Annotated in this window: 16 protein-coding genes; 4 read left to right on the top strand and 12 right to left on the bottom strand. The window is 61.3% G+C overall.

All coding sequences use genetic code 11. The features are described 5' to 3' along the window. The first annotated feature begins 16 nt into the window (after window positions 1-16). Together lptF and lptG are read left to right on the top strand one after the other, a co-directional pair. A complete protein-coding gene (gene lptF, locus HN018_RS00895) occupies window positions 17-1105 on the top strand; it encodes an LPS export ABC transporter permease LptF (RefSeq protein WP_171832761.1) in 1089 nt (362 codons plus the stop codon). Next, window positions 1102-2256, top strand: a complete 1155-nt coding sequence (gene lptG / locus HN018_RS00890) for an LPS export ABC transporter permease LptG (RefSeq protein WP_171832760.1) — start codon at window positions 1102-1104, stop codon at window positions 2254-2256. Before lptF ends, lptG begins: the two co-directional genes overlap by 4 nt. Here lptG and HN018_RS00885 read toward each other — a convergent pair. The 3 genes from HN018_RS00885 to HN018_RS00875 form a co-directional block, all read right to left on the bottom strand. Next, window positions 2231-3127, bottom strand: coding sequence for a CDP-alcohol phosphatidyltransferase family protein (locus HN018_RS00885; RefSeq protein WP_171832759.1), 897 nt, complete (start codon window positions 3125-3127; stop codon window positions 2231-2233). The two genes, lptG and HN018_RS00885, sit on opposite strands and share 26 nt — an antisense overlap. Window positions 3128-3177: 50 nt before the next feature. Continuing rightward, entirely contained in the window at window positions 3178-3894 is a 717-nt protein-coding gene (locus tag HN018_RS00880) for a phosphocholine cytidylyltransferase family protein (protein ID WP_171832758.1), read from the bottom strand. Between the two features lie 85 nt (window positions 3895-3979). Further along, complete coding sequence (locus HN018_RS00875) at window positions 3980-4948, bottom strand: glycosyltransferase (RefSeq protein WP_171832757.1); 969 nt, start codon at window positions 4946-4948, stop codon at window positions 3980-3982. Window positions 4949-5297: 349 nt separating this feature from the next. Here HN018_RS00875 and HN018_RS00870 point away from each other — a divergent pair, with 349 nt between their 5' ends. Together HN018_RS00870 and HN018_RS00865 are read left to right on the top strand one after the other, a co-directional pair. Next, window positions 5298-6467 carry a glycosyltransferase gene (locus HN018_RS00870; protein WP_239478908.1) on the top strand — a complete coding sequence of 390 codons (1170 nt, stop codon included), beginning with the start codon at window positions 5298-5300 and terminating at the stop codon, window positions 6465-6467. A gap of 54 nt (window positions 6468-6521) precedes the next feature. Then, the gene (locus HN018_RS00865) at window positions 6522-7553 is read left to right on the top strand and encodes a radical SAM protein (RefSeq protein ID WP_239478907.1); all 1032 of its coding nucleotides are present in this window, start codon (window positions 6522-6524) and stop codon (window positions 7551-7553) included. Between the two features lie 29 nt (window positions 7554-7582). On the opposite strand, the gene HN018_RS00860 is transcribed toward HN018_RS00865, so the two are convergent. From HN018_RS00860 to HN018_RS00825, 9 genes are all read right to left on the bottom strand, one after another. After that, on the bottom strand, window positions 7583-9022 hold the full coding sequence (locus tag HN018_RS00860; protein ID WP_171832756.1) for an oligosaccharide flippase family protein: 1440 nt from the start codon (window positions 9020-9022) through the stop codon (window positions 7583-7585). Between the two features lie 51 nt (window positions 9023-9073). Then, the gene (locus tag HN018_RS00855) at window positions 9074-10285 is read right to left on the bottom strand and encodes a glycosyltransferase (protein WP_239478906.1); all 1212 of its coding nucleotides are present in this window, start codon (window positions 10283-10285) and stop codon (window positions 9074-9076) included. Between the two features lie 353 nt (window positions 10286-10638). Beyond that, window positions 10639-11193 carry a carbohydrate porin gene (locus tag HN018_RS29330; protein WP_408886778.1) on the bottom strand — a complete coding sequence of 185 codons (555 nt, stop codon included), beginning with the start codon at window positions 11191-11193 and terminating at the stop codon, window positions 10639-10641. Window position 11194: 1 nt separating this feature from the next. Further along, the gene (locus tag HN018_RS28520; protein ID WP_239478905.1) at window positions 11195-11656 is read right to left on the bottom strand and encodes a carbohydrate porin; all 462 of its coding nucleotides are present in this window, start codon (window positions 11654-11656) and stop codon (window positions 11195-11197) included. Window positions 11657-12032: 376 nt separating this feature from the next. Then, the gene (locus HN018_RS00845) at window positions 12033-15161 is read right to left on the bottom strand and encodes an efflux RND transporter permease subunit (RefSeq protein ID WP_171832753.1); all 3129 of its coding nucleotides are present in this window, start codon (window positions 15159-15161) and stop codon (window positions 12033-12035) included. Between the two features lies 1 nt (window position 15162). Continuing rightward, window positions 15163-16371: an efflux RND transporter periplasmic adaptor subunit gene (locus tag HN018_RS00840; RefSeq protein ID WP_171832752.1), complete on the bottom strand. Its 1209-nt coding sequence runs from the start codon at window positions 16369-16371 to the stop codon at window positions 15163-15165. After that, on the bottom strand, window positions 16368-17606 hold the full coding sequence (locus HN018_RS00835) for a TolC family protein (protein WP_171832751.1): 1239 nt from the start codon (window positions 17604-17606) through the stop codon (window positions 16368-16370). The genes HN018_RS00840 and HN018_RS00835 overlap by 4 nt, the downstream gene beginning before the upstream one ends. After that, entirely contained in the window at window positions 17603-19066 is a 1464-nt protein-coding gene (locus HN018_RS00830; protein ID WP_171832750.1) for a sensor histidine kinase, read from the bottom strand. Before HN018_RS00830 ends, HN018_RS00835 begins: the two co-directional genes overlap by 4 nt. Beyond that, a complete protein-coding gene (locus HN018_RS00825; RefSeq protein ID WP_171832749.1) occupies window positions 19038-19715 on the bottom strand; it encodes a response regulator transcription factor in 678 nt (225 codons plus the stop codon). The genes HN018_RS00830 and HN018_RS00825 overlap by 29 nt, the downstream gene beginning before the upstream one ends. Window positions 19716-20287 lie beyond the last annotated feature (572 nt).

Here is a 20287-nt window from a genome sequence, read left to right as displayed (position 1 = left end):
TGACCGGGGCACAACCGTGATCATCCATCGGTATCTGGTTCGCGAGCTACGGAATCCGCTGGCTGTAACGCTCTGCATCCTGATAGCCCTTTTTGCCAGCTATACGGCCGCCGGCTTCCTGTCGGATGCCGTGAACGGCTTATTGCCGGCCGGAGCTATCGCGGAACTGATCGGCCTGAAATTGCTGATCTCCCTGGAAGTCCTGATTCCTGCGGCACTGTATATCTCCGTGCTGTTCTGTCTTGCCCGGTTGCACGGCGACTCCGAGCTCGCCGCAATGGCCGCGCTTCGTGTGACGCAGGCGACCGTGGTTCGTGCCGTGCTGACGCTGTCGGGATCCCTGGCCATCGTCGTGGCGGTCCTCTCCCTGGTGGTCAGGCCGTTTGCCTATGAGAGGCTGCACGCCCTGTCCGATCGGGCGGCTACGCTGCTCGACCTCGGCGCGATGGAAGCCGGCTCGTTCTATGTCGGCAAACAGGGCGCGAGGGTCATCTTCCTGGGTCACCGCCAACCTAGAGGCTCCTCGGCGCGGGATGTGTTCGTAAAACTCAGGCACAGCGATCGGACCGAGATCATCTACGCGCATCTCGCCGACGAACTGGCGCAGAAGACGCTTGTCTCGGGTACGGAGGTCTACCTGACCGATGCCCACATCTACGAACTGGACTACAATGATGGTCGGCCGGATCAGGTCGTGCAGGCTAAGGGATTGGTCGTCAGCCCCGACGGACATGCTGCCCGCGCGCCCGGCTATAGCGCGGTCGCGGCAACCAGCGCACATCTTTTCAACTCGCGCTCCGATGAGGACGTCGCCGAACTACAGTGGCGGCTATCCACGCCCCTGTCGACGCTCCTGCTTGGGCTGGTTGCCATACCGCTGAGCCGAAGCGGGCCACGGCAGGCCAAATACTCGCTCTACCTGAATGCTCTTTTGATCTATTTCACCTACTATCTCCTGTGCACCTCGGCGCGGACCTGGGTACAGCACGGCATCATCGGCCGGGTTCCGGGAATCTGGTGGGCGCCGGCCATCCTGGCCCTGTTTGTCATCGTCACGATCGGCTGGAGCCGCTTCAGGATGGCGTTCGGGCGCGCCACTGCATGAACCGGTTCCCGAGCGTCACCGGCCGCCACGGCCCCGGCAAGACATGGTCGGTGCAGCGCTACATCCAGGCCGGTGCGACCAGGGCAATCGGACTGGTCGCGCTAGCACTGACCGGGTTGTTCAGCCTGCTGGAATTCGTCGAGCAGCTCGCTTCGGTCGGCGAAGGGAACTATACGGTCGTCGATGCCCTGACCTACGTGCTTCTGACCGCGCCATCCCGGCTGTTGCAGGTGCTGCCGGTATCGATGCTGCTAGGCTGCCTCCTCTCACTCGGGAACCTTGCGCGGAACTCCGAGCTGACTGCCATGCTCAGCCTTGGTATTTCGGAACGCCGGATCATTGGCAGCGTACTCTGGCTGATCGTCCCGATCGTGATCTCGCTCATGCTGCTGATGGAGTTCGGAATCCCCCCTGCGCAGCAGCTCGCCCTGGAGCAGCGAGCCTCGGCCCTGTCGTCATCACCGACCAGGCACGCAGACAGCTTCTGGGCCCAGCGCGACCGGCAGTATCTCAATGTTCAACGGTTTGCCCCTGGGGATATTCCGATCGGCATCGACATCTATAGCTTCCGTATAGACGGCAACATGGATACCATCATCCATGCCGCAACCGCAGTTATCCGGCCCGACGGCACATGGCTGTTGACCGACGTCGCCCGGAAATCGGTCCGGGTCATGCAGATCAAGACCGACCACTTCGCGACACTGTCCTGGCACTCCTTCGTCTCGCCGAGGCAGATCAGATTCCTGATGCTTCCACCAGGCAGTCTTCCACCGATCGATCTCTATCGGCACATTTGGGACCTTCCGCCCGACCAGCCGGCGACACGCTACGAGCAGGAACTATGGGCCCAGCTGACCTTGCCCTTATCGCTCGTTGCGATGACGATCGCGGCTGTCCCGTTCATCTTCGGGTCTCATCGGGACCGGAACAGCGGGCGGGATTTTGCGAGCGGGGTCGGAGTGGGCGTCGCGTTTTCTCTGGCGGAAGAAATCTCGGGCCGCCTTGGCCTCCTGACCGGCCTGAGCGCGGCCGTTGCAGCCATTACCCCCGCAATGCTGACGATCGTGATCTCGATCTATCTTTTCCATCGTTCCCACCGATCCAGACGCCGTCGAGACGAGGTCAGCTTGTCGCCTCCAGGCGTTTGAAGAACCTCGTGTATAGCAGTCGTTGGCGCTTCAACAGGATACACATCACGAGTGTCAGGCCGAAGATCTCGAAATAGAAATAATACATCGGGCGACCAATGATGCTGAAGACAAATATAGCGAGAGTCCGGTAGTTCGCCGACATCACTGACCATGTGCGTACAGCGGGCGCGAACACCTGACGGTAGATCTGCCTGATCGATGCATCGTGACCCTGGCGCGAGCGCAAAGCATCATCGAGCTTCGTCCGGAAGGCGGCGTTGAAGCCAAGTGGAAGAAGCTGCACGTTCAGGTAAATAGAATGAAGTCGGTTTGCGATATGCTCCAGGACCGGAGACCTTCCAGATCCAGGCGGGGGGCCACTGACCAACCTGAATTCGGCAGACTTCTGGGCACGTCCCCAGAAATTGTATTCCTGACGTTGCACCTCGTAGACCGCAGCCTGGATTGCGTGAAAAAGCCCTGCCACGAGCACCAGTGCCCACACCCAGCTCCCATGCTGCGGGGCCAGCGCCAGGGCGAGACCGATGTAGACGGACGTAAATGTGACATAGTCGCATATGCCATCGAGGACTTTCCCGAACGGTGACTGCGCGCCCGTCAGGCGTGCCAGTTGGCCATCGACGCCGTCCATCACGTGCCAGGCGAACATCAGGACGAAGCCTGCGATCGCAAACCATGTGTCTTGATAACGATAATAGGCAAACCCCGAGCCGACGCCGAAAACCATGCCCGTAATCGACACGGCATTCGGCACGATACCGATCCGCGCAAACAGCGGAGTCAGCCGATTCGAGATCGGGTGGACACAATACAGGTTGGTTGGATCCTCTATTTCAGAGTTGCGCCTGATCGGCTCGGCACTGTCCACGTCAACCCACTCCCATTGATAGAAGGCGATAACAATCAATTGGGGAGCCTCTATAGCTTGCCGCTATCGAGCAGCTTTTCCGCCTTCTCGACGTCGGCTGGATCGTCGACGTCGATCCACACCTTCCCTTGGATATCGAAGACAAAGGCCTTCTGCCATCGGGCCAGAACGTTCATTGCGCCCGATATGCTATCGTCGCCGGCGGACTGGCTTTCTTCCAACCCTGCGAAAATGATGGGATTGCACAGGAAAATACCTGTGTCGAAGGCGTCGAAATCCGGCAGAAGCTTGCCGATGGTCTCGATCCGACCGGCGTTGCACTTGACGCGCGTCACGTCCAGCGGATCGTTCAGAGGATTCGCGATATCGAAATCGACCGCCAGGGTCACCCGGTCGGGTTCGACCGCCGCCGAGATCAAGCCGCGAAGGATATCCGGATCGACCAGATGGTCGCACATGGACAGGACGAACGGCTCACTCAGATAAGGTTTCGCTTTGAGCAGCGAAACCCCGTTGGCCCGGTTCCACTCGTCGTTGATGACGTGCTCGATCCGAATGCCATCTTGCTTGCCAAGGCTGTCGAGGTGTTTTCGCAGTTCGTCGCCCCGATAGCCGCTCACTACCAGGAACTCGTCGATACCGGCATGACGCGCACCGGAGATCACCCGTTCTATCAGTGGAACGCCACGCAACGGGATCAACGGCTTGAGATCGGTCTTTTCCCTGAGCCTCGATCCCTGCCCTGCGGCGACGATTAGACATTTCATCAACGGTTTCCTGGATACGATGTCGATAGTTTATCGGCGCTTTCGACGCGACGACGGCAGGGCGGCAAGCCGGCTTGGTCTCGGCTCATGCCAGGCTTGGCAGAGTGTCGATGCAGGAACAGACGAGCGCGCTGTAGAGCTGGCGGTGTCTGTTTTTCAGCACGGACTCGGGTGTAATCGAGGCCACCCTCGCGTGCGTGCGAACCGAAGCATACCAGTGCACGATCCGCGTTTCCGTCGAGAGGATGGCGGCCAAGGGGACTGTTCGACCTGTCCGGAACCAGTGCGCCGAGATTTCAGGCGCAAGGGGAGAGAAGACCCGCGGCTCCGGGACGACCAGCAAACCCGGATCGGACCGCTGCACGACCTCGTTCAGCAGATGTGGCCCCAATGCGTAGGGCTGCAAGGCGCGGTCCTGTGGAAGGTCCACCATTGCAGTCAGGTAGGCGGCGAGGAGCGGAGATTTCGCCTCGGCTCCCATGATCGCGTTATTCAATCTTCGTACATAGAACCTCTCGAACCGGCGAAACGGACGCCAGCCGCCGGGCATCTGCCGAAGAACCTTCCTGATCAGATCGAGTAGAAGATGGCGTCCCAGCACCATGGGCGAGCGCGACAACCGTGCGGACGGAGGCCAAACGATGAATTCCGAGCCGACGAACGCCGCGGCTTCGGTCAGAGGCAGCAGTGACGCAACCGTTATTGTGTCAAGATCGGCATAAATTCCGCCATTCATGTACAAGATTGCGGCCCTGAGAACATCCGATCGCATGACCGGCTTATCCAGGCGTTCGTAGAGATCAATCAGGCCGTCGCCAAGCCCGAGACCGCGGGCGGTTTCCGACAGGCACGCGGTCGGGTCGATCCGCGACAGGCGGATACCATGTGTACGCCTGAGCGCCTCCACCTGGGCGCTGTCGTCGAGTAGATCGGTATGGTGGAGGACGACCTCCTCGAGCTCGCCGCGCTTGGCCGCGGACAGCACGGCGAACGCATAGGCCCAGGGGAGCGAAGGACCGATCCAGCAAAAATGAAGTCTCTGCGGGATCGTCATACCGCCGGTCCGGACGTTACCATAAAATTGCCTTCACTATCCACGCCCAGCGGTCTGAACATTTACGGAACCTTGTTATGTTCGTCACCAAGAAAACAAGGTCTGAGCTCCCGAGGTAAGACGTCTAAAGCAGCAGGCACCGTGCTTTGTGCAGGACTCGAATGGTCATCCAGCCGCTGTCTAGCGTGTTAGGCTTCGTTAGCGTAGATTTCATAAAGGTGCCACGACATCGAACTGCTTTCGATGGTGTCTTGCTCAACGCTGCAATCATGTTATACGCCGCCCACGCGCACGTTCGGCGACTTTCCGAAGCTGCTGGACCTCCAGGCATGGCAGGCTCTTGAGCAAGATGACGCCCGCCGATATGGCGCCCGACACGGTCGGCAAGCGGGACATCATCGTGTTCCGCCAGAACCTGTTCAGGATATCGGAACCCTTCATTACCCAGCAGGCGGAGGGGCTTCGGCGGTATCGTGCCTCGTATCTGGGGCGGCTACGCTACGGCGAAACCCCTCCCGGGGCTCAGGCCTTCGCGTTACGCGATGCAGGGCGATGGCGAACATTGCCGGAGATCGGCTGGCAGGTGATCAGCCGGGACCCTCGACCCTACCTGAGAGTGCTACAGGGTGTCAGGCCGCTGCTGATCCACGCCCATTTCGGCACCGACGGCGTGTATGCCCTGCCGCTGGCCCGTCGCCTTGGCATCCCGCTTGTCACCACCTTTCACGGCTTTGACGCGACCCTGTCGACCGCTGCCCTGCTGTGTTCTCCAGCCTGGGCAAACTTTCCGCTGTTCCGCCGCCGGCTGGCCCGTCAGGGCGATCTGTTCCTGTGCTCATCCACCTTCATCCGGAACCGGGTTCTTGCCATGGGATTTCCCGAGGCGCGTACCCACGTTCACTACACCGGTGTGGATCCGACGACGGTAATGCCACGCGATCGTTCGGAAGAAACACTGACGATCCTTCACGTCGCCCGACTGGTGGAGATGAAAGGTACGCGTTATTTGATCCAGGCCTTCAAGATGCTGCGCCGCCGGCATCCTGGCGCCCGCCTGGTGATCATCGGTGACGGCCCGTTGCGCCGCTCTCTATCCCGGCTGGTGGCAACCCTGGAGTTGAGCGATCATGTCGTTTTTCTCGGTGCACTTCCATTCACTCAGGTCACTCAGTGGATGCGGAAGGCGGCGATGCTGGTCCTGCCCAGCATCCTCACCTCGTCCGGGCGTGTCGAAGGCTTGGGCATGGTGCTTTTGGAAGCCGCGGCGACCGGCGTACCTGTAGTAGGATCGGATGTCGGAGGGATCGCTGAAGCCGTGATCGACGGGGAGACAGGCTTCCTTGTGCCGGCACGAGATCCGGAAGCACTCACTCGGCGAATGAGCGACCTCCTCGACGAGCCGCTGCTCCGACAACGGATGGGGGTGCGCGCTCGCGCCTTCGTGGAGCAGCATTTCGATGCCAATCGGCAGAACGAGAAACTCGAAGCTTACTATGATAGCCTAGTCATTGGGCAGTGATCTTCGGAGTCAGATCAGCCACCTGAGACGCCCATACCGCAAAGGAACCACGCTTTGAGCCCACCCCGCCCGGCCGATAGCACAAAGACCATCGTCGCAGGCACCAGGTCCTCGCATCGCCTCGGCAGCCTCGTCTCCGGGGCTCGCTTCCTGGGCCGGGTCATCGGATCACGCTACAATCCGCTGCTGGCTCAGGTGGTCGTTACGCGGCGTTGCAATCTCGCCTGTGGCTACTGCAATGAATACGACGCGGTTTCACCACCCGTGCCGCTCGCCGATCTCCTCCGCTGGATTGATCATCTGGCGATGTTGAAAACCGCTTCCATCACCTTCACCGGCGGCGAACCCTTGCTGCATCCGGAACTCGACAAGGCGATCGCTGCAGCCCGCAGGCACGGGATGATCGTGACCATGATCACGAACGGCTTCCGGCTGAGCCGGAGCTGGATCGACCGTCTCAACGAGGCCGGCCTGCAGGGCATGCAGATCAGCATCGACAACCTCGAGCCCGACGACGTCTCGATGAAAAGCCTCTCCTCGGTCGAAGGAAAGCTGGCGCTGCTGCAGCAGCATGCGCGCTTCAAGGTGAACGTGAACTCGGTCCTGGGTGTCACCAACGAGCGGACGCAGGACGTCGTGACGGTCGCGAGGACCGCGGCAAAATATGGCCTTCAGCATTCCGTGGGGGTGCTGCACGACCATACGGGCACGTTGAAGCCCCTCAGTTCGGACCAGATGCAGGCCTACGAGCTTGTCACGAAGATCTCACCGTCGATCGTCCATACCCTGAACTACCGGCTGTTCCAGAAAAATCTCATGAACGGCAAGACCAACGACTGGAAATGCCGCGCCGGCGCCCGCTACCTTTATGTCGCCGAGGACGGCAAGGTCCACTGGTGTTCCCAGCAGCGTGGATATCCCGGCATCCCGCTTCTGGAATACACGCGCGACGATCTTCGCCGCGAATACAACACCGAGAAATCCTGCAGTGCGACCTGCACCCTGAGCTGCGTGCACCAGATGAGCATGTTCGATCGTTACCGGGGAGCGCAGACCAGCCACTCGGCTGCCATGGCGCGGGCCTGAGCCACGGAAAGACTGCCTGTCGAAGCTGGCTACCGAGGGGTTCCGCTGCGCTTCCGCTGCTGCCGGTATAAGATGAAATAGACTGAAGCCGTCACGACGACATCCAGAGCCAGCAGCAGCCTGGGATCGCCTCCGCCGATCAGGAGGCGTCCGATGGCCAGGACGGGGATCATCATCCCGACCGCGATGAACGGGACCTTGAAGTGGCGCCAGAGGTCGCTGCCGGAGACGTTCCAATCGCGATAGAGGTATCGGGCCCCCCAGGCCAGCAAGAGCGGATAGATGGCGAGCCAGACCGCCGACACGGCAACGATGCCGACCTGGGCTCGACACGCGAACCCGGCTACGAGGATGCCCATGCTCAGAAGCAGCAACGCCGCCAGGGACAGACGTGCGGCCATCCCCGGCCGGCCGGAGCCGATCATGACCGTCGACAGAAGCAGCAGCGATACCCGCAGCAACGCAGCGATCGACAGGATCTGGAGCGGCAGGGCCGCCGCCACATAGCTGATGCCCTGGTGGTCGTGAAGTAACGACGTGAGTGGATAAGCGGCAAACATCAGGCCGCCGGTCAATGGCAGCACGAGGACTGCAATTCTTTCCAGTCCCCATAGAAAGGTCTCTGCAAGATGGCGTTTGATGAGTGCCACACGCGCAATGACCGGCAGGGTCGTGCGATTGACGAGCGTGCCGACGGCCATGGCCGGCTCCATGGCGATATCGAAGGCGACCCGGTATATCGCGAGCTGCGAGGGGCCGTAGAACAACCCGATCAACATATAGTCGACGTTCTTGAACATCTGTTCCGACACGTTTGCCGCGGCAGACCGGAACCCGAACCGGACCAGCGGCCTGATTGCGGAGAACTGGAACCTGAGCCTGGGTCGAAATGGCCGGGCCAACACCGCCCCGATCAACGTGTACAGCCCGCTTGCCGAGTAGCCGGCCACCAAAGCCCATGTTCCGGCCCCGCAGGCACCGAGGCCGAGGCGCGTGAACGATGCAGCGAGTGTTGCACAGACGTTGACGATCGCGATCCGCCGGTATTGCAGGTCCCTGCTCATCATCGCGATCGGGATCAAGGCGGCACCTACAAGGGGCTGCTTAGCCGCGACTACAGTGAAATAGGCTCCCAGGCCGGCGAAGCCATACAGCGCGCCGATCCACGGCGCCGCCAGCAGGGTCAGGCTCCCGACCAGCAGCGACGCGCCGACGACATACCAAAACAACGTGTCGAGCTGAAGCCGCGAGACGGACCTGGCCTGTATCAATGCCTCGCCGGTCCCGAGCCCATTGAGCGCTTCGACGACCATGGCGATCGACACCACGAGAGAAGCAATTCCGACCTGCTGCTTGCTCAGATACAGCAGCATGATCAGGATCGTGGCGAAGTCCACGATCTTGGCGATGACGGTCGCGCCGGCAAGCCAGTTGAAGCCGGTTCCGAGAAGACGGTGATGGGTGGTCACTTGCGCCGAAGCTCGACCGGCACAGGCATCACATGATCCATGAGGAAACGATCATGCGCGAAGCGTTGTCACTTCGCTTCTGGAGATGACACCCGGGCCGAAGGATGGCGGCAATATCAAGGAGCGTGTTCGAAGGAGGTTCTTCAGCCAGCGCCAGGACTGATGCCGCCAGATCCGGGTATGCGCGTCACTCCAGCTACCCGTCACCGGTGGCGCCTCCAACCTATTCCGGATGATATCGACGATCCGCGAGGTCCTCTTGTCCCAGGTGAAGTCAGCGCTATCGGCCAGCGCCATTGCCGCAATCCTGTCCGCAAGCACGGTATCGCTTGTCAGGATCCGAAGCCCGTTGACCAGCGAGTCCAGGTTGTCTGGGCGGCACAGAAACGCATTCCGATCATGCTGTAGCACTTCGCTTACATCCGGGGTGTTCCCTGCGAGGATCGGTCTGCCAGACGCCATGTAGAAAAAGAGTTTGAGCGGCAATACGGTAGAGCCGAACTGGGCCAGCGGTTTCCAGGAAGGAGGCACCAGCAGGACATCGGCTGCAAGGACGTACTGGCCGATGACGTCCGCCGGCTGCCATGGGATCACGAGGATATTCTCGATACCGGCCGCCGATGCCTCGATAACGCCATTCCCGTACGACCCGACCAGGACGAACAGGATGTCCGGCAGACGTTGAGCCGCCTCGACCACGAGAGACAGGCCCTTCCGGTGGTTCAAGCGTCCGGTGTAAACCACCGTCTTTCGGTCATCGGGCAGGCCGATGGACCGCTTGGCCGCGTTGACCGGAACACGCGACTGGAGACGTTGCGGTTCGAAGCCGTTTCGTACGCACACGAGCTTCTCCTCCGGGATCCCGAGGGCGAGATATTTCTCGCGCGTGTACTCCGAGTGACAGATGTTGACCAGGAACGAGCGTCGGCACATCAGGCGATAGATCCAGTGTGCCAGAGGGGGGATCTGGTCGGACCATGGACGGTAATGATCGAACACGACGCGTTGGCCGAAGAGCATGGCCATCCATGCGATCCAGAGGTTGCGCGTGTAGATGACGTCGGCCTGCCTGAACTCCTTCGTGAACACGAGGGTCACCCCGCAACAGAAATGCCGAAGAGCGGCCGGCCGAAGGGGCGCACGGGCTGGGACGAGCGTGAGGCCGGCTAGGTCGGAAGCGCTGTCCATAGCGGTTTTACGCGCTTGCGGCACATGCATCCAGGCCGTCGAAATCCTGGATGCAAGATACCTTGCGGTGGTCATGAAGACTTCCGCGTCCGCTTCCTTGCTCGGTAGCGGGTTTTCGAATGTGAACAAAATCTTCAGGACGTTTGCCTCAGCGAATCTTCGTCTTAAATCCGCACCGCCTGGCCCATCCAAGATCATGATGGCGTTGCTGTTCCCAGCGGAACCCCCGGCACAGCATGATCTCCCGTCTCTCTCCGAGTTGGCGGTCCGAACCCAGGGTTATCTAGCGGGATTCACTCTATTTAGATAGTAGCCGCTGCTGCGACCAGCGGGGGCGCAATCAACCTGGCCCAACGATACCCACCGATACGGTTTCCGCGTCCGGACGTCCGATCGGCAGGCCGAGTATCCACTATATCCTCCTGCCTTCAGAAACTGAGAGTACTTCGAAGACCAAGGACGAGAGCGTCTCCAATGACTTTAGCTGGGTTCGTCGAACTGACGATGCCCGCGCCCGGTTTGAACACGTATTGAACATATGGTTGCAGAATCCACCACGGCGCGAGCTGAGCCTGATATGACAGGTCCAAATCGGTCTCGCTACTTCTGACCGGTCTGGGTAGATAGCTCGATCTGTCCACGACGGAGTCTTCTGCCCTTGCAGTGTCGCTGATCCGGGCCCAGTTGACCCCTAGGCCGACCGTGTCGTTGTCTCGATCGAATAGCCCCTTGCAGACGACGCCGGCATCGACAAACACGTTCACCAAATTGCGGTTTCCCGGTGCCCCCATGGCACGGAAAAAGACCGAGACGCCACCAGCCGACATCTTGCCAGGCCGATAGACCATCTGGTCGATGACGGCGTAGACGCTCCAGTCGTTCTTGCGCGAGCGAGCGAACGATCCGAAGGCCTGGACCGAACTGAAGGCACTCCCGGTGTAAAACTGATCGGTAAATGCATTGGAATTATACCAGCCGCCGATCTTATAGCTGCCTGGAAGATCTAATCCGGAGACGCACAGCTGGCGTAGCCAGCGGATAGGCAGGGCCGCCCGATGGCAGATCCACTCCTGGAAGGCCAGGCCATCCGAACGACCCGTTGATGAACAACCCGCCATATTGTGTGACGACGAATTCGGTATCGGCGCTGATCTGGCCGATCTTGACGTCAAGCTGGTCGCTCAAGAACGACTGCTGGTACCAAAGCTCGAACAGCCGTGTCGATCGACTGGCCTCGATACCGCTGACAGTGTTCAGATTAATGATGTTATTAGTCGATAGCCCTCTGCCGTGAATTTGAAGAGCGCTGATGTCGACCGTGCCGCCTGCCAGCCCGATCGCGGCGTTCAGGTCGATGCCGATGCTAGCCTGGGTCAGGCCTTCGTACACGATGCCTTGCTGCTGGCCGCCCGTGACGTTGCCAAGCACCTCGCTGGTCTCCGCCAACCCAAGTGTCATCCCCCAGGCTGCAAAAGCGTTCCTTATACCTGCCGTGTTTCCGAGCAAGGCGTTGCGCTGCCAGACACTCGGCGGCGCAGTGGAACCTGGTTCCGCCGCTTCCGGGGTAGGGCCAGGCCTGGCCGGCGCCCGATTTACCGGAAGAGCCAGTGTGTCATTGCGCTGGTTGGCCAGGACGGCAATGCCATCCAGGGTAGCGGCGCAAGCGGGCTTCTCTGGCGTTTCGACAAGGCAGGAGCCCCCGATGCTTGTCAGTACGAACGCGGCATGGATCGCGCTCGAACGAGGGAATCGCACCTTCGGCACATGCAGCAGCCTCGATACCTGTCGCCATAAGGCCATGGCAGAGCCAACTTCCAGCCGATCAACGGGTGGAGGCTGTCGCCCTAACCCGGTGGCTGATCCACCTCAACGGATGCATCTGGATGATGCGCGGGTAGAGCGACGGCAGCAGCAGCAACGTAAGGAGGGTCGACGAGATCAGGCCGCCGATGACCACTGTCGCCAGGGGCCGCTCGACTTCAGCGCCGGCGCTGGTCGAGAACGCCATCGGGATGAAGCCGAAGCTCGCAACCAGAGCCGTTGCCAGGACCGGCCGAAATCGCTCCTGGGCTGCCTCGGTGGCGGCGTCCTTGGCGCTGCCACCGTCTTCGCGCCGGGCCACGATGTAGCTTACCATTACCACGCCGTTCAGCACCGCCACGCCGAACAGGGCGATGAAACCAATTCCCGCCGACACGCTGAAGGTCAGGCCGCGCAGCACCAGCGCGAAGATGCCGCCGGTCGCGGCCATCGGCAGGTTGAGGAAAATGAGTAATCCCAATCGCACCGAGCCGAACGTCATGTAGAGCATCACGAAGATCAGGATCAGCGCCACCGGCACCACGATTGCGAGCCGGTGGGATGCCTGGGCCAGGTTCTGGAACTGGCCAGCCCATTCGATTCGATATCCCGGCGGCAGCTTTACCTGCTGCGCAACCGCCACCTGTGCTGCCTTGACGAACGATACTGTGTCGCGACCACGGACATTGGTCTGCACCACCGTACGACGTTGCACCTGGTCGCGGCTGACCTGGGCGGCGGATCCTGCCACCTTGATCGTTGCGACCTCCGAAAGCGGGACGCTTCCTCCGGCCGGTATCAGGACCCGCAACGCGCTGATCCGGTCGATGCCATCACGATCGACCGCGTTGAACCTCACCTGCGTCGGCAATGTCGAGTTGTTCTGGAACACGTTGCCACCGATCCGGCCGCCGATCGCCGCGACCACGTCGAGCACATCGCGTGCATTCACTCCGTACTGGGCTGCGCGCCGCCGATCGACGTCGATCTGCATGAACGGCAAGTCGCTTACTTGTTCGGGCGCGGTATCTGCAGCCCCCTGCACGGACCGCACGACCTGGGCGACCTCCTTGCCAAGCCGCGCAAGTGTAGCGAGGTCGTCGCCATAGATGGAGATCGCAACGGCGGTCTTGACGCCTTCAAGCAGGTCGTCCATGCGCATCTCGATCGGTTGGCTCCAGGTAAAGGCCGTCCCCGGAACCGCCTTCTCCAAGGCCTTGCCATACGCGGCAACCAGACCATCCTGGCCGTCGGCAGTTTTCCATTCGGCGGACGGCTTCAGGATCACGAAGCTGTCGGTCTGCTCCACGCCCATTGGGTCGGTCGGGATCGCCGACGTCCCAGTGTTGCTGATCACCGTCTTCACGTCGGGGAACGATTTGAGCGTCTTTTCGATCAAGGTTGCGTTGGCGATCGAAGTCGGCAAGGCGACGCTGGGCAGGCGTGCCGAGGTTACCACCAGCGAGCCTTCCTGCAGTTGCGGGATGAATTCACCGCCCAGGCGGGTCGCCAGGATCGCGGCGGTGCCGAACAGGATCGCCGCCACGCTCAGCACGATCCAGGGATGGTTCTCGCAGACGGCGAGCGCCTTTGTGTAGCCGGCTCTTGCCCAGCGCACCGGGGCCGTGTCCCGATCCCGGCGATCCGACCGTAGGGCCAGCGACGCGATCGCCGGGATCCAGGTCAGGCACAGCAGCAGCGAGCCGAGCAGGCCCAGGATGACCGTCTCGGCCATCGGCCGGAACATCTTTCCCTCGATGCTCTGCAGGCTCAGCACCGGAAGGTAGACAATGATAATGATCGCGACGGCAAACGTGATTGGTCGCGCCACGTCCCGGGCGGCATCTCCAACCGTCTGCGTCATGTCGCCAGCCGATTTCGAGGACGCGTATCCTGCCGACTGCCGGCGCAGGGTGTTCTCGACAAGCACCAGCGAGCCATCCACGATCATGCCGAAATCGATCGCGCCCAGGCTCATCAGGTTGGCGGAGATCCCGAAAACCTTCATGCCGGTCAGCGCGATAAGAAGCGACAGCGGGATGACCGAGGTGATGACCAGCGCCGAACGCACGTCGCCGATCATGACCAACAGCGTCACCATCACCAGGACCGCACCCAGCGTCAGGTTCTCCTCCACCGTATGGATCGTGCGGCGGGACAGGTCGGAGCGGTCATAGAACGGGCGCAACGTAACCCCTTTCGGCAATGACTGCTCGATCGATGGAATCGAGGCGCGCACCGCCCGCGTCACATCGCCCGAGTTCCTGCCGACCTGCATCAGCACGACCGCGTTGACGATCTCGCCCTTGCCGTCGCGTGTCACCGCGCCGAGCCGGACGCGTGGCCCCATCCTGACGTCGGCCACATTGCGGATGAACACTGGCGGTACGTTCGCCCCGTTGCCGCCACGCAGGACGATGTTGCCGAGATCGTCGAGTGTCTGGATCAGCCCGCGGCCGATCACCACCTGCTGTTCCTGATTGTGCTCGATCCAGGCGCCGCCGGCGGTGGCGTTGTTCTCGTCGACCGCCCGGAACACCTCTCCCGGCGAGACGCCGTATTGCAGCAGCCTGCGCTCGTCGAGCGACACCTCGAACGTCTGCTCCGACCCGCCATTGACGTTCAGGTCCGCCACGCCGTCGATCTGCTTGATGCGTGGCGCCACCTGCCAGGTCATGATCGTGTTGAGCTGCATCAGCGACATGCCGGGCGGACCGCTGAGCTGGAACTGCATGATTTCGCCAAGACCGGTCGAAAGCGGCCCCAGCACCGGATTGACCCCGGGTACGTTGATCGAGGAGCGTGCGGCCTGCATCCGCTCGTTGACCAGGACCCGGTCCTGGAAAATATCGGTGCTGTCGTTGAACTCGACATAGACGACCGAAACCCCGAACCGCGAGACGGAGCGCAGGTCGGTCATTCCCGGCAGCCCGGTCATCTGGCTCTCGATCGGGAACGTGACCTGCCGTTCGACTTCCTCGGGCGCAAGGCCCGGTGCCACGATCGAAACCAGCACCTCCTTGGGCGAGATGTCCGGGACAGCTTCCACCGGCAATGTGAGCATACAGAGCAGGGCACCTGCCACCGCAAGACCCACGAAAATGAACACCAGCGCCCGGTAACGCAGGGAAAGAGCGACAACGCGATCCATGCTAGTCACCCGACCCTAGTTCGGCTTGCAGAGCCTGCGATTTGAGCCAGAAGCTTCCATTGGTCACAACGGTCTGGCCAGGTTCGAGCCCCGCGGCAATCTCGACGAGTTCCCTGGTCTGCACGCCTATACGGACTTTCTGCTGCCTGAACTGCGTCGGGCCGGCCTGGACGAAAACCACCGGCTCGCCACCGATGTCCTGCAGAGATGCCGGGGGCAGCGTCAGTGCGTCCGTCGTCCCGGTTGTCGGTAGATTGGCCTCGACACGCATCCCGGGCCGGAAGCGCAGGTCCGGATTGGCAACGATGCCGCGCACCTGCATCGCTCCGGTACCCGGGTCGAGCATCGCACTCTTCGCATCAAGCGTGGCGGTGAAGTGCTGGCCAGGGAGTGCGGCGATGGTGAACGGTACGTCGCCATCTGTAGCGACGTTCGGGATGTCCACCTGATACACCGGGAGCTCGATCCAGACCGTGGAGAGGTCGGCTACGGTCGCGACCACACGGGCCGGGTCGATCGTGTCACCGACCGCAACCTGCACGGACATGACGTAGCCATCGCTCGGGGCTATGACCGCTGCCTCCCCCGGCGCACCTGGCTCGGTCGTGTAAAGCTGTCGACGTTGCTTCAGGCTGCCCACCTGTCCGCGCGCAAGGATCAGCATCGCGTCGGCCTGGGCAAGCGCCGCCTTGCGCCGGTCGAGTTCGGCCTGCGCAATGACGCCGCCGAGCAACGCCCGACCACGCGCCAACGCCGCAGCCGCCACTGCCCGGTCAGCCTGCGCCTGCTCGAGCGACGCATGACCGGCGGTCAGTTGGGTGTCGATCGTCACCAGGGAAATGTCCTGATAGTGAACCAGCGCCTGTCCCCGACGAACCCGATCGCCGGACCGGACCAGCACGGATGTAACCCGTCCCGGGCCAAGCGGACGAAGCTGTGCGGTGCGCGCCGGATCGGCCACGATCTGGCCGGACGCGGCCAGCCGCCTGGTGAGATTCCGCCGTTGCACCTGCGCGACTTTCAGCCCGATCCCGGCCTGTGCTGTCTGGTCCATCGTGATGGTTCCCGGCGGCCCAGACGCGTCATCCGGCTTGTCAGGCGCCTTTGCCGGTTGTGCGGTCGAACCGGTCATTTGGCCTGCAGCGAATCCACCGGCGCCGATCAGGCCGGCGAGCACGACAAGAACCACGGGCTGCCATGACTTGCTCATGGTGGCACCATCCCGGTCGCCAGGGCCGCCCGCAGCACGGCGGCGTGCGCCGATACGCCCGCCGACGCACCCTGGCGGTCGGCATCGAAAGCGGCCTGTCTGGCGCGCAGGAATTCGATCAACGTTGTCTCGCCGACGAGCCAGGCCCGCTCCATCGAGCCGGCCCGCCTGTTCAGGTCACTGGCCAGATGGATCGCCGACGCTTGTGCCGTCCGCGCCGCGCGCAGTGAGATCTCGGTCTGGACCATACCCAGCTCTACCTCGCGATGCACTCGCAACAGTTCGCCCTCTGCAACCGTCACGGCACTTTGCGCCAACGCCAGTCGGGACCGATTGATTGCCGGGCTCGGTAACGGGACGCGGATCACCACCCCTACTCTCGTATCCCATGGGCTGCCGAACTGCTTCTCGCGGATCCCATCGAACCCGACATCCGGATCCGCCATCGGCGATGCGCGCACCAGGCGAAGCTGCTCTCTGGCGGTTTCAAGCCGCCGTTCCATCACCAGGATACGCGGATCTTCCTGTCCAGCACTCCGGTCTACACCAGCGGGAGCGGGCTGGAGTTCCGAAAAGGCCTCAAGAATCGGGATCTCAGGCGATCCAGTCAAGACCGCAAGAGCGGCGATGGCATTCGTAGCACCCGCGGCTGCGTTGCTCTGCGACATGACCGCACTATCGAGTTCTGCCTGTACCGCATCGAGATCGGTGCCGGAGAGTTCGCCGACACGGGCGGCATGCCCGACCTCGGCTGCGACGCGACGTGCAAAGCGTAGTTTCCTGTTGGCGATGATGAGCTCCTGTTGTGCCTGGGTCGCGACGACCGCCGCATCCAGCACTGCGGCGGCTACCGTCAGCTGGGCGTTGGCGCTCTGGGCCACGAAGGTGCGCGCATCGGCATTGGCAACACGCTCGGTCGCGGTTCCTTCTCCGGGCAGCCAAATCGGCGTGGACAACTCGCCTTGATACGTTGTGTATCCCTGGTTGCTACCGATCGCGTGATCATCGAAATAGGTTCCGGTCACCGTTGGCGCATTAGGAAAGAAGCCTCTTGCCGTACGTGCACGCGCCAATGCAGCCACCCGTTGGGCTTCGATGCCGGGGCGGTCGGGATAGAGGCTCCAGGCTGCATCAAAAGCCTCCCTGAATGTCCACTGGACGGGTGCGGCGCCGGCAAGCAGCCAGATCAGCAGGATCCCCCTGCTCCAGACCAACCATGACGAAACCGGGTTCATGGTCGGCCCGCCTGCAGGCGTGGTCGACGGGACGCAATGACAGGATGCGCTCCGACCGAAGCCTCATCGAGGCGCCGATCGGCAAAGCACAAAGGCAATCTGGCGATGACGATGCAGCCAGGAGCGGCATCGTCAAAGTTCACGACGATGCCATGCAACGTCGCAATGGCCGCCACCAGGCTCAGTCCGAGTCCGACCCCCGGCACTCGATTATCCCGGGCCGAGCGATAGAAGCGATGGAACACTTCGGATCTTTCTCCCGGCGGCACGCCCGGACCCTGATCGGCGACTCGAAGCAACGCAAACCGCGGACCGTCCTGCCGGAGCGACACGGAAACCGTCCCGCCGGCCGGCGAAAACTTGATAGCATTGTCGATGAGGTTCGCGATTGCCTCCATCAGGAGGTCTGCATCGCAGGGGATCACCGGGTCGATGTCCGTTTCGAAACTTAACATGACCCGACTCTCCTCGGCCTTCGCCGCATAGAGCTCGACCGCATCCCGAACCACACGAGCTACGTGAAGTGGACGAAAATGGGAGGTCCTGGCGGAAACTTCAATTTCCCGGATACGAAGCAGTGCCGCGATGATTTCTTGAGCCTCATCGATCTCGCGGATCGCTTGTTCACTTGCAACCAGAAGATCGTCATGGCCTACGGAATGCAATATCGCCCGCTCTAATCCGGCCCGGAGCCGCGTTAGAGGCGTCTTTAACTGATGAGCAATATCGTCACCGACACCCCGAACTTCCGCGACCAATGTCTCGATACGGTCCAGCATCATATTGACGTTGGAGACCAGTCGTCCAAAGGTATCCCGTGACGCCGAGACCGGGATGCGCTCGCTGAGATTACCGGCCATGACCTGCCGGGTGATCCGCTCCGCCTGCCCGAGACGGCGCTGGCTTTGGGCCGCGAGCAGGGCACCGCCCAACATCGCTATGAAGGCAGCGGGAATTGCAGCCAGCCCGATGGCACGGATGACCAGACTACCAAGATCATCGAGTTCATCCAGATCCCGACCGACGAGGAGAGTGCGACCTGCGACGTCATGACATGCGCTCACAATTCCGGTATCCAAGGCCGCAACAGGCTTGCTCCTGTCGACTAAAGATTGATGCGCCGCTCCATCGACCGGCAATCCAGCAGGAATCCGGGCTAGGTTCCCCGCGATAACCGTGCCATCGGGATCGAACAGCGCGACATACCGTTTCCGATGCAGATCCTGATCGCCTCGCACTGCGATTGTCCGAAGCAGACTGGCTAGCGGGAGGCTTTTGAGGTCGCCACACTCCTCGACGACTGATAGCTCGATCATGCTGGCGGCATAATGTGATGTGTTCCACCAAAATATTCCGGAGACCACGACGCTCTGGAACAACAACACGAAGCATACCGCCAGCGTCCATCGAAAAGTAAACGACGCGAACATACTAGCTGGGGCAATCAAGACGATATCCATTGCCGCGGACATTTTTAATCAGCATAGGCTCATCCGGAAGATCCACTTTGCGCCGTAACTTGCTCATCAGGACATCGACAACGTTGCTGCGTGGTTCGAATCGGTAGCCCCACACATCAGACAGCAGCATCGAGCGTGTGACGGTATAGCCTGGCCTGCGTGCCAGATAAGCCAGCACCTCGAATTCCTTCGGAAGCAGATCCAGCTCCCGGCCTGTCCGCCACGCCTGCTTCAGGAGTAGGTCGAGTGTCAGCGGGCCGACATGAATGAACGTTTCCCGCGAGTTTGCGGGACGCCGGAGCAAGGCCTCGACCCGGGCAACCAACTCGATAAGCGCGAACGGCTTTCCCAGGTAATCGTCGCCACCGGCACGCAATCCATCGACCCTGTCATTCAAGGCACTCAGTGCGCTCAAGATCAGCGTCGGCGCCCGGCATCCCGTTGCTCGCAACCGTTCCACCACCTCAAGACCGGTGTCCTCGGGCAGCATCCGATCAACAATCATAAGATGCGGCTGGGCTATCTGAGCCATTCTGGAGCCTTCGGGACCCGATCGTGCATGCACGAGTTCATGACCATGGCGGGTTAGTTCGAGGCAGATTTCGACTGCGGTGCCGGCATCATCTTCAATAAGCAAGATCTTAGCCATCGCCGCCCGCCTGCATTCGAGTGGATTACGAACCCGAGCGGTCCGAGGTTGCGCTCATTCCGATCTGGTTAATATCATATCGATACTTCCGCCCCGATACACTGAGTTTTGGCATCGGAGACAATCACTTTTACAATGCCTGATCTATGAAGTCAGCTTCATTATCCTGACGACAGCTTTACTTCCAGATATCTTCGATTGGCAGTATTGAATTGAGTTACTGCATGCTTCCGGACTATGCCGGTCCGCAGGCTCGTGGATTGGAACTCGCGAAACGATGTATCAGGGTCGGTGTCTCTGGCTACCGCTAGCGTGTTTTCTGGCAAGCTGCGGTCTGCCGCAAGCCTTCGACACGCGCGCTTCGGTCACTCGAAGCGAGGTAATCGACGCGGTGGGATCTGCGCCCGGTTTCACCAATAAGGAGTTTGTGCAATCGACAAGCCTGGCAATTGCCAGGCTTGGCCAGAAACATCGGCGCCCTGTAACCGGGCGACACTGGTCTTGGCTGATGCAACCACTCGGCGCCGAAAAACCTGGAGCGCGGGTCTTTGCCTGTATGTTTACGCCCGGTG

The organism is Lichenicola cladoniae, assembly GCF_013201075.1.
GTDB lineage: Bacteria > Pseudomonadota > Alphaproteobacteria > Acetobacterales > Acetobacteraceae > Lichenicola > Lichenicola cladoniae.
The sequence above is the reverse complement of the archived record's forward strand: the minus strand, read 5'-3'. Positions and strand labels throughout refer to the sequence as shown.

Bases quoted from the DNA above. Each gene is read 5' to 3' on its own strand.
- lptG (WP_171832760.1), top strand. From the start codon at position 1,102: ATGAACCGGTTCCCGAGCGTCACCGGCCGCCACGGCCCCGGCAAGACA.
- HN018_RS00880 (WP_171832758.1), bottom strand. From the start codon at position 3,894: ATGAAATGTCTAATCGTCGCCGCAGGGCAGGGATCGAGGCTCAGGGAA.
- HN018_RS00875 (WP_171832757.1), bottom strand. From the start codon at position 4,948: ATGACGATCCCGCAGAGACTTCATTTTTGCTGGATCGGTCCTTCGCTC.
- HN018_RS00870 (WP_239478908.1), top strand. From the start codon at position 5,298: ATGACGCCCGCCGATATGGCGCCCGACACGGTCGGCAAGCGGGACATC.
- HN018_RS00855 (WP_239478906.1), bottom strand. From the start codon at position 10,285: ATGACCACCGCAAGGTATCTTGCATCCAGGATTTCGACGGCCTGGATG.
- HN018_RS00845 (WP_171832753.1), bottom strand. From the start codon at position 15,161: ATGGATCGCGTTGTCGCTCTTTCCCTGCGTTACCGGGCGCTGGTGTTC.
- HN018_RS00840 (WP_171832752.1), bottom strand. From the start codon at position 16,371: ATGAGCAAGTCATGGCAGCCCGTGGTTCTTGTCGTGCTCGCCGGCCTG.
- HN018_RS00835 (WP_171832751.1), bottom strand. From the start codon at position 17,606: ATGAACCCGGTTTCGTCATGGTTGGTCTGGAGCAGGGGGATCCTGCTG.
- HN018_RS00830 (WP_171832750.1), bottom strand. From the start codon at position 19,066: ATGGATATCGTCTTGATTGCCCCAGCTAGTATGTTCGCGTCGTTTACT.
- HN018_RS00825 (WP_171832749.1), bottom strand. From the start codon at position 19,715: ATGGCTAAGATCTTGCTTATTGAAGATGATGCCGGCACCGCAGTCGAA.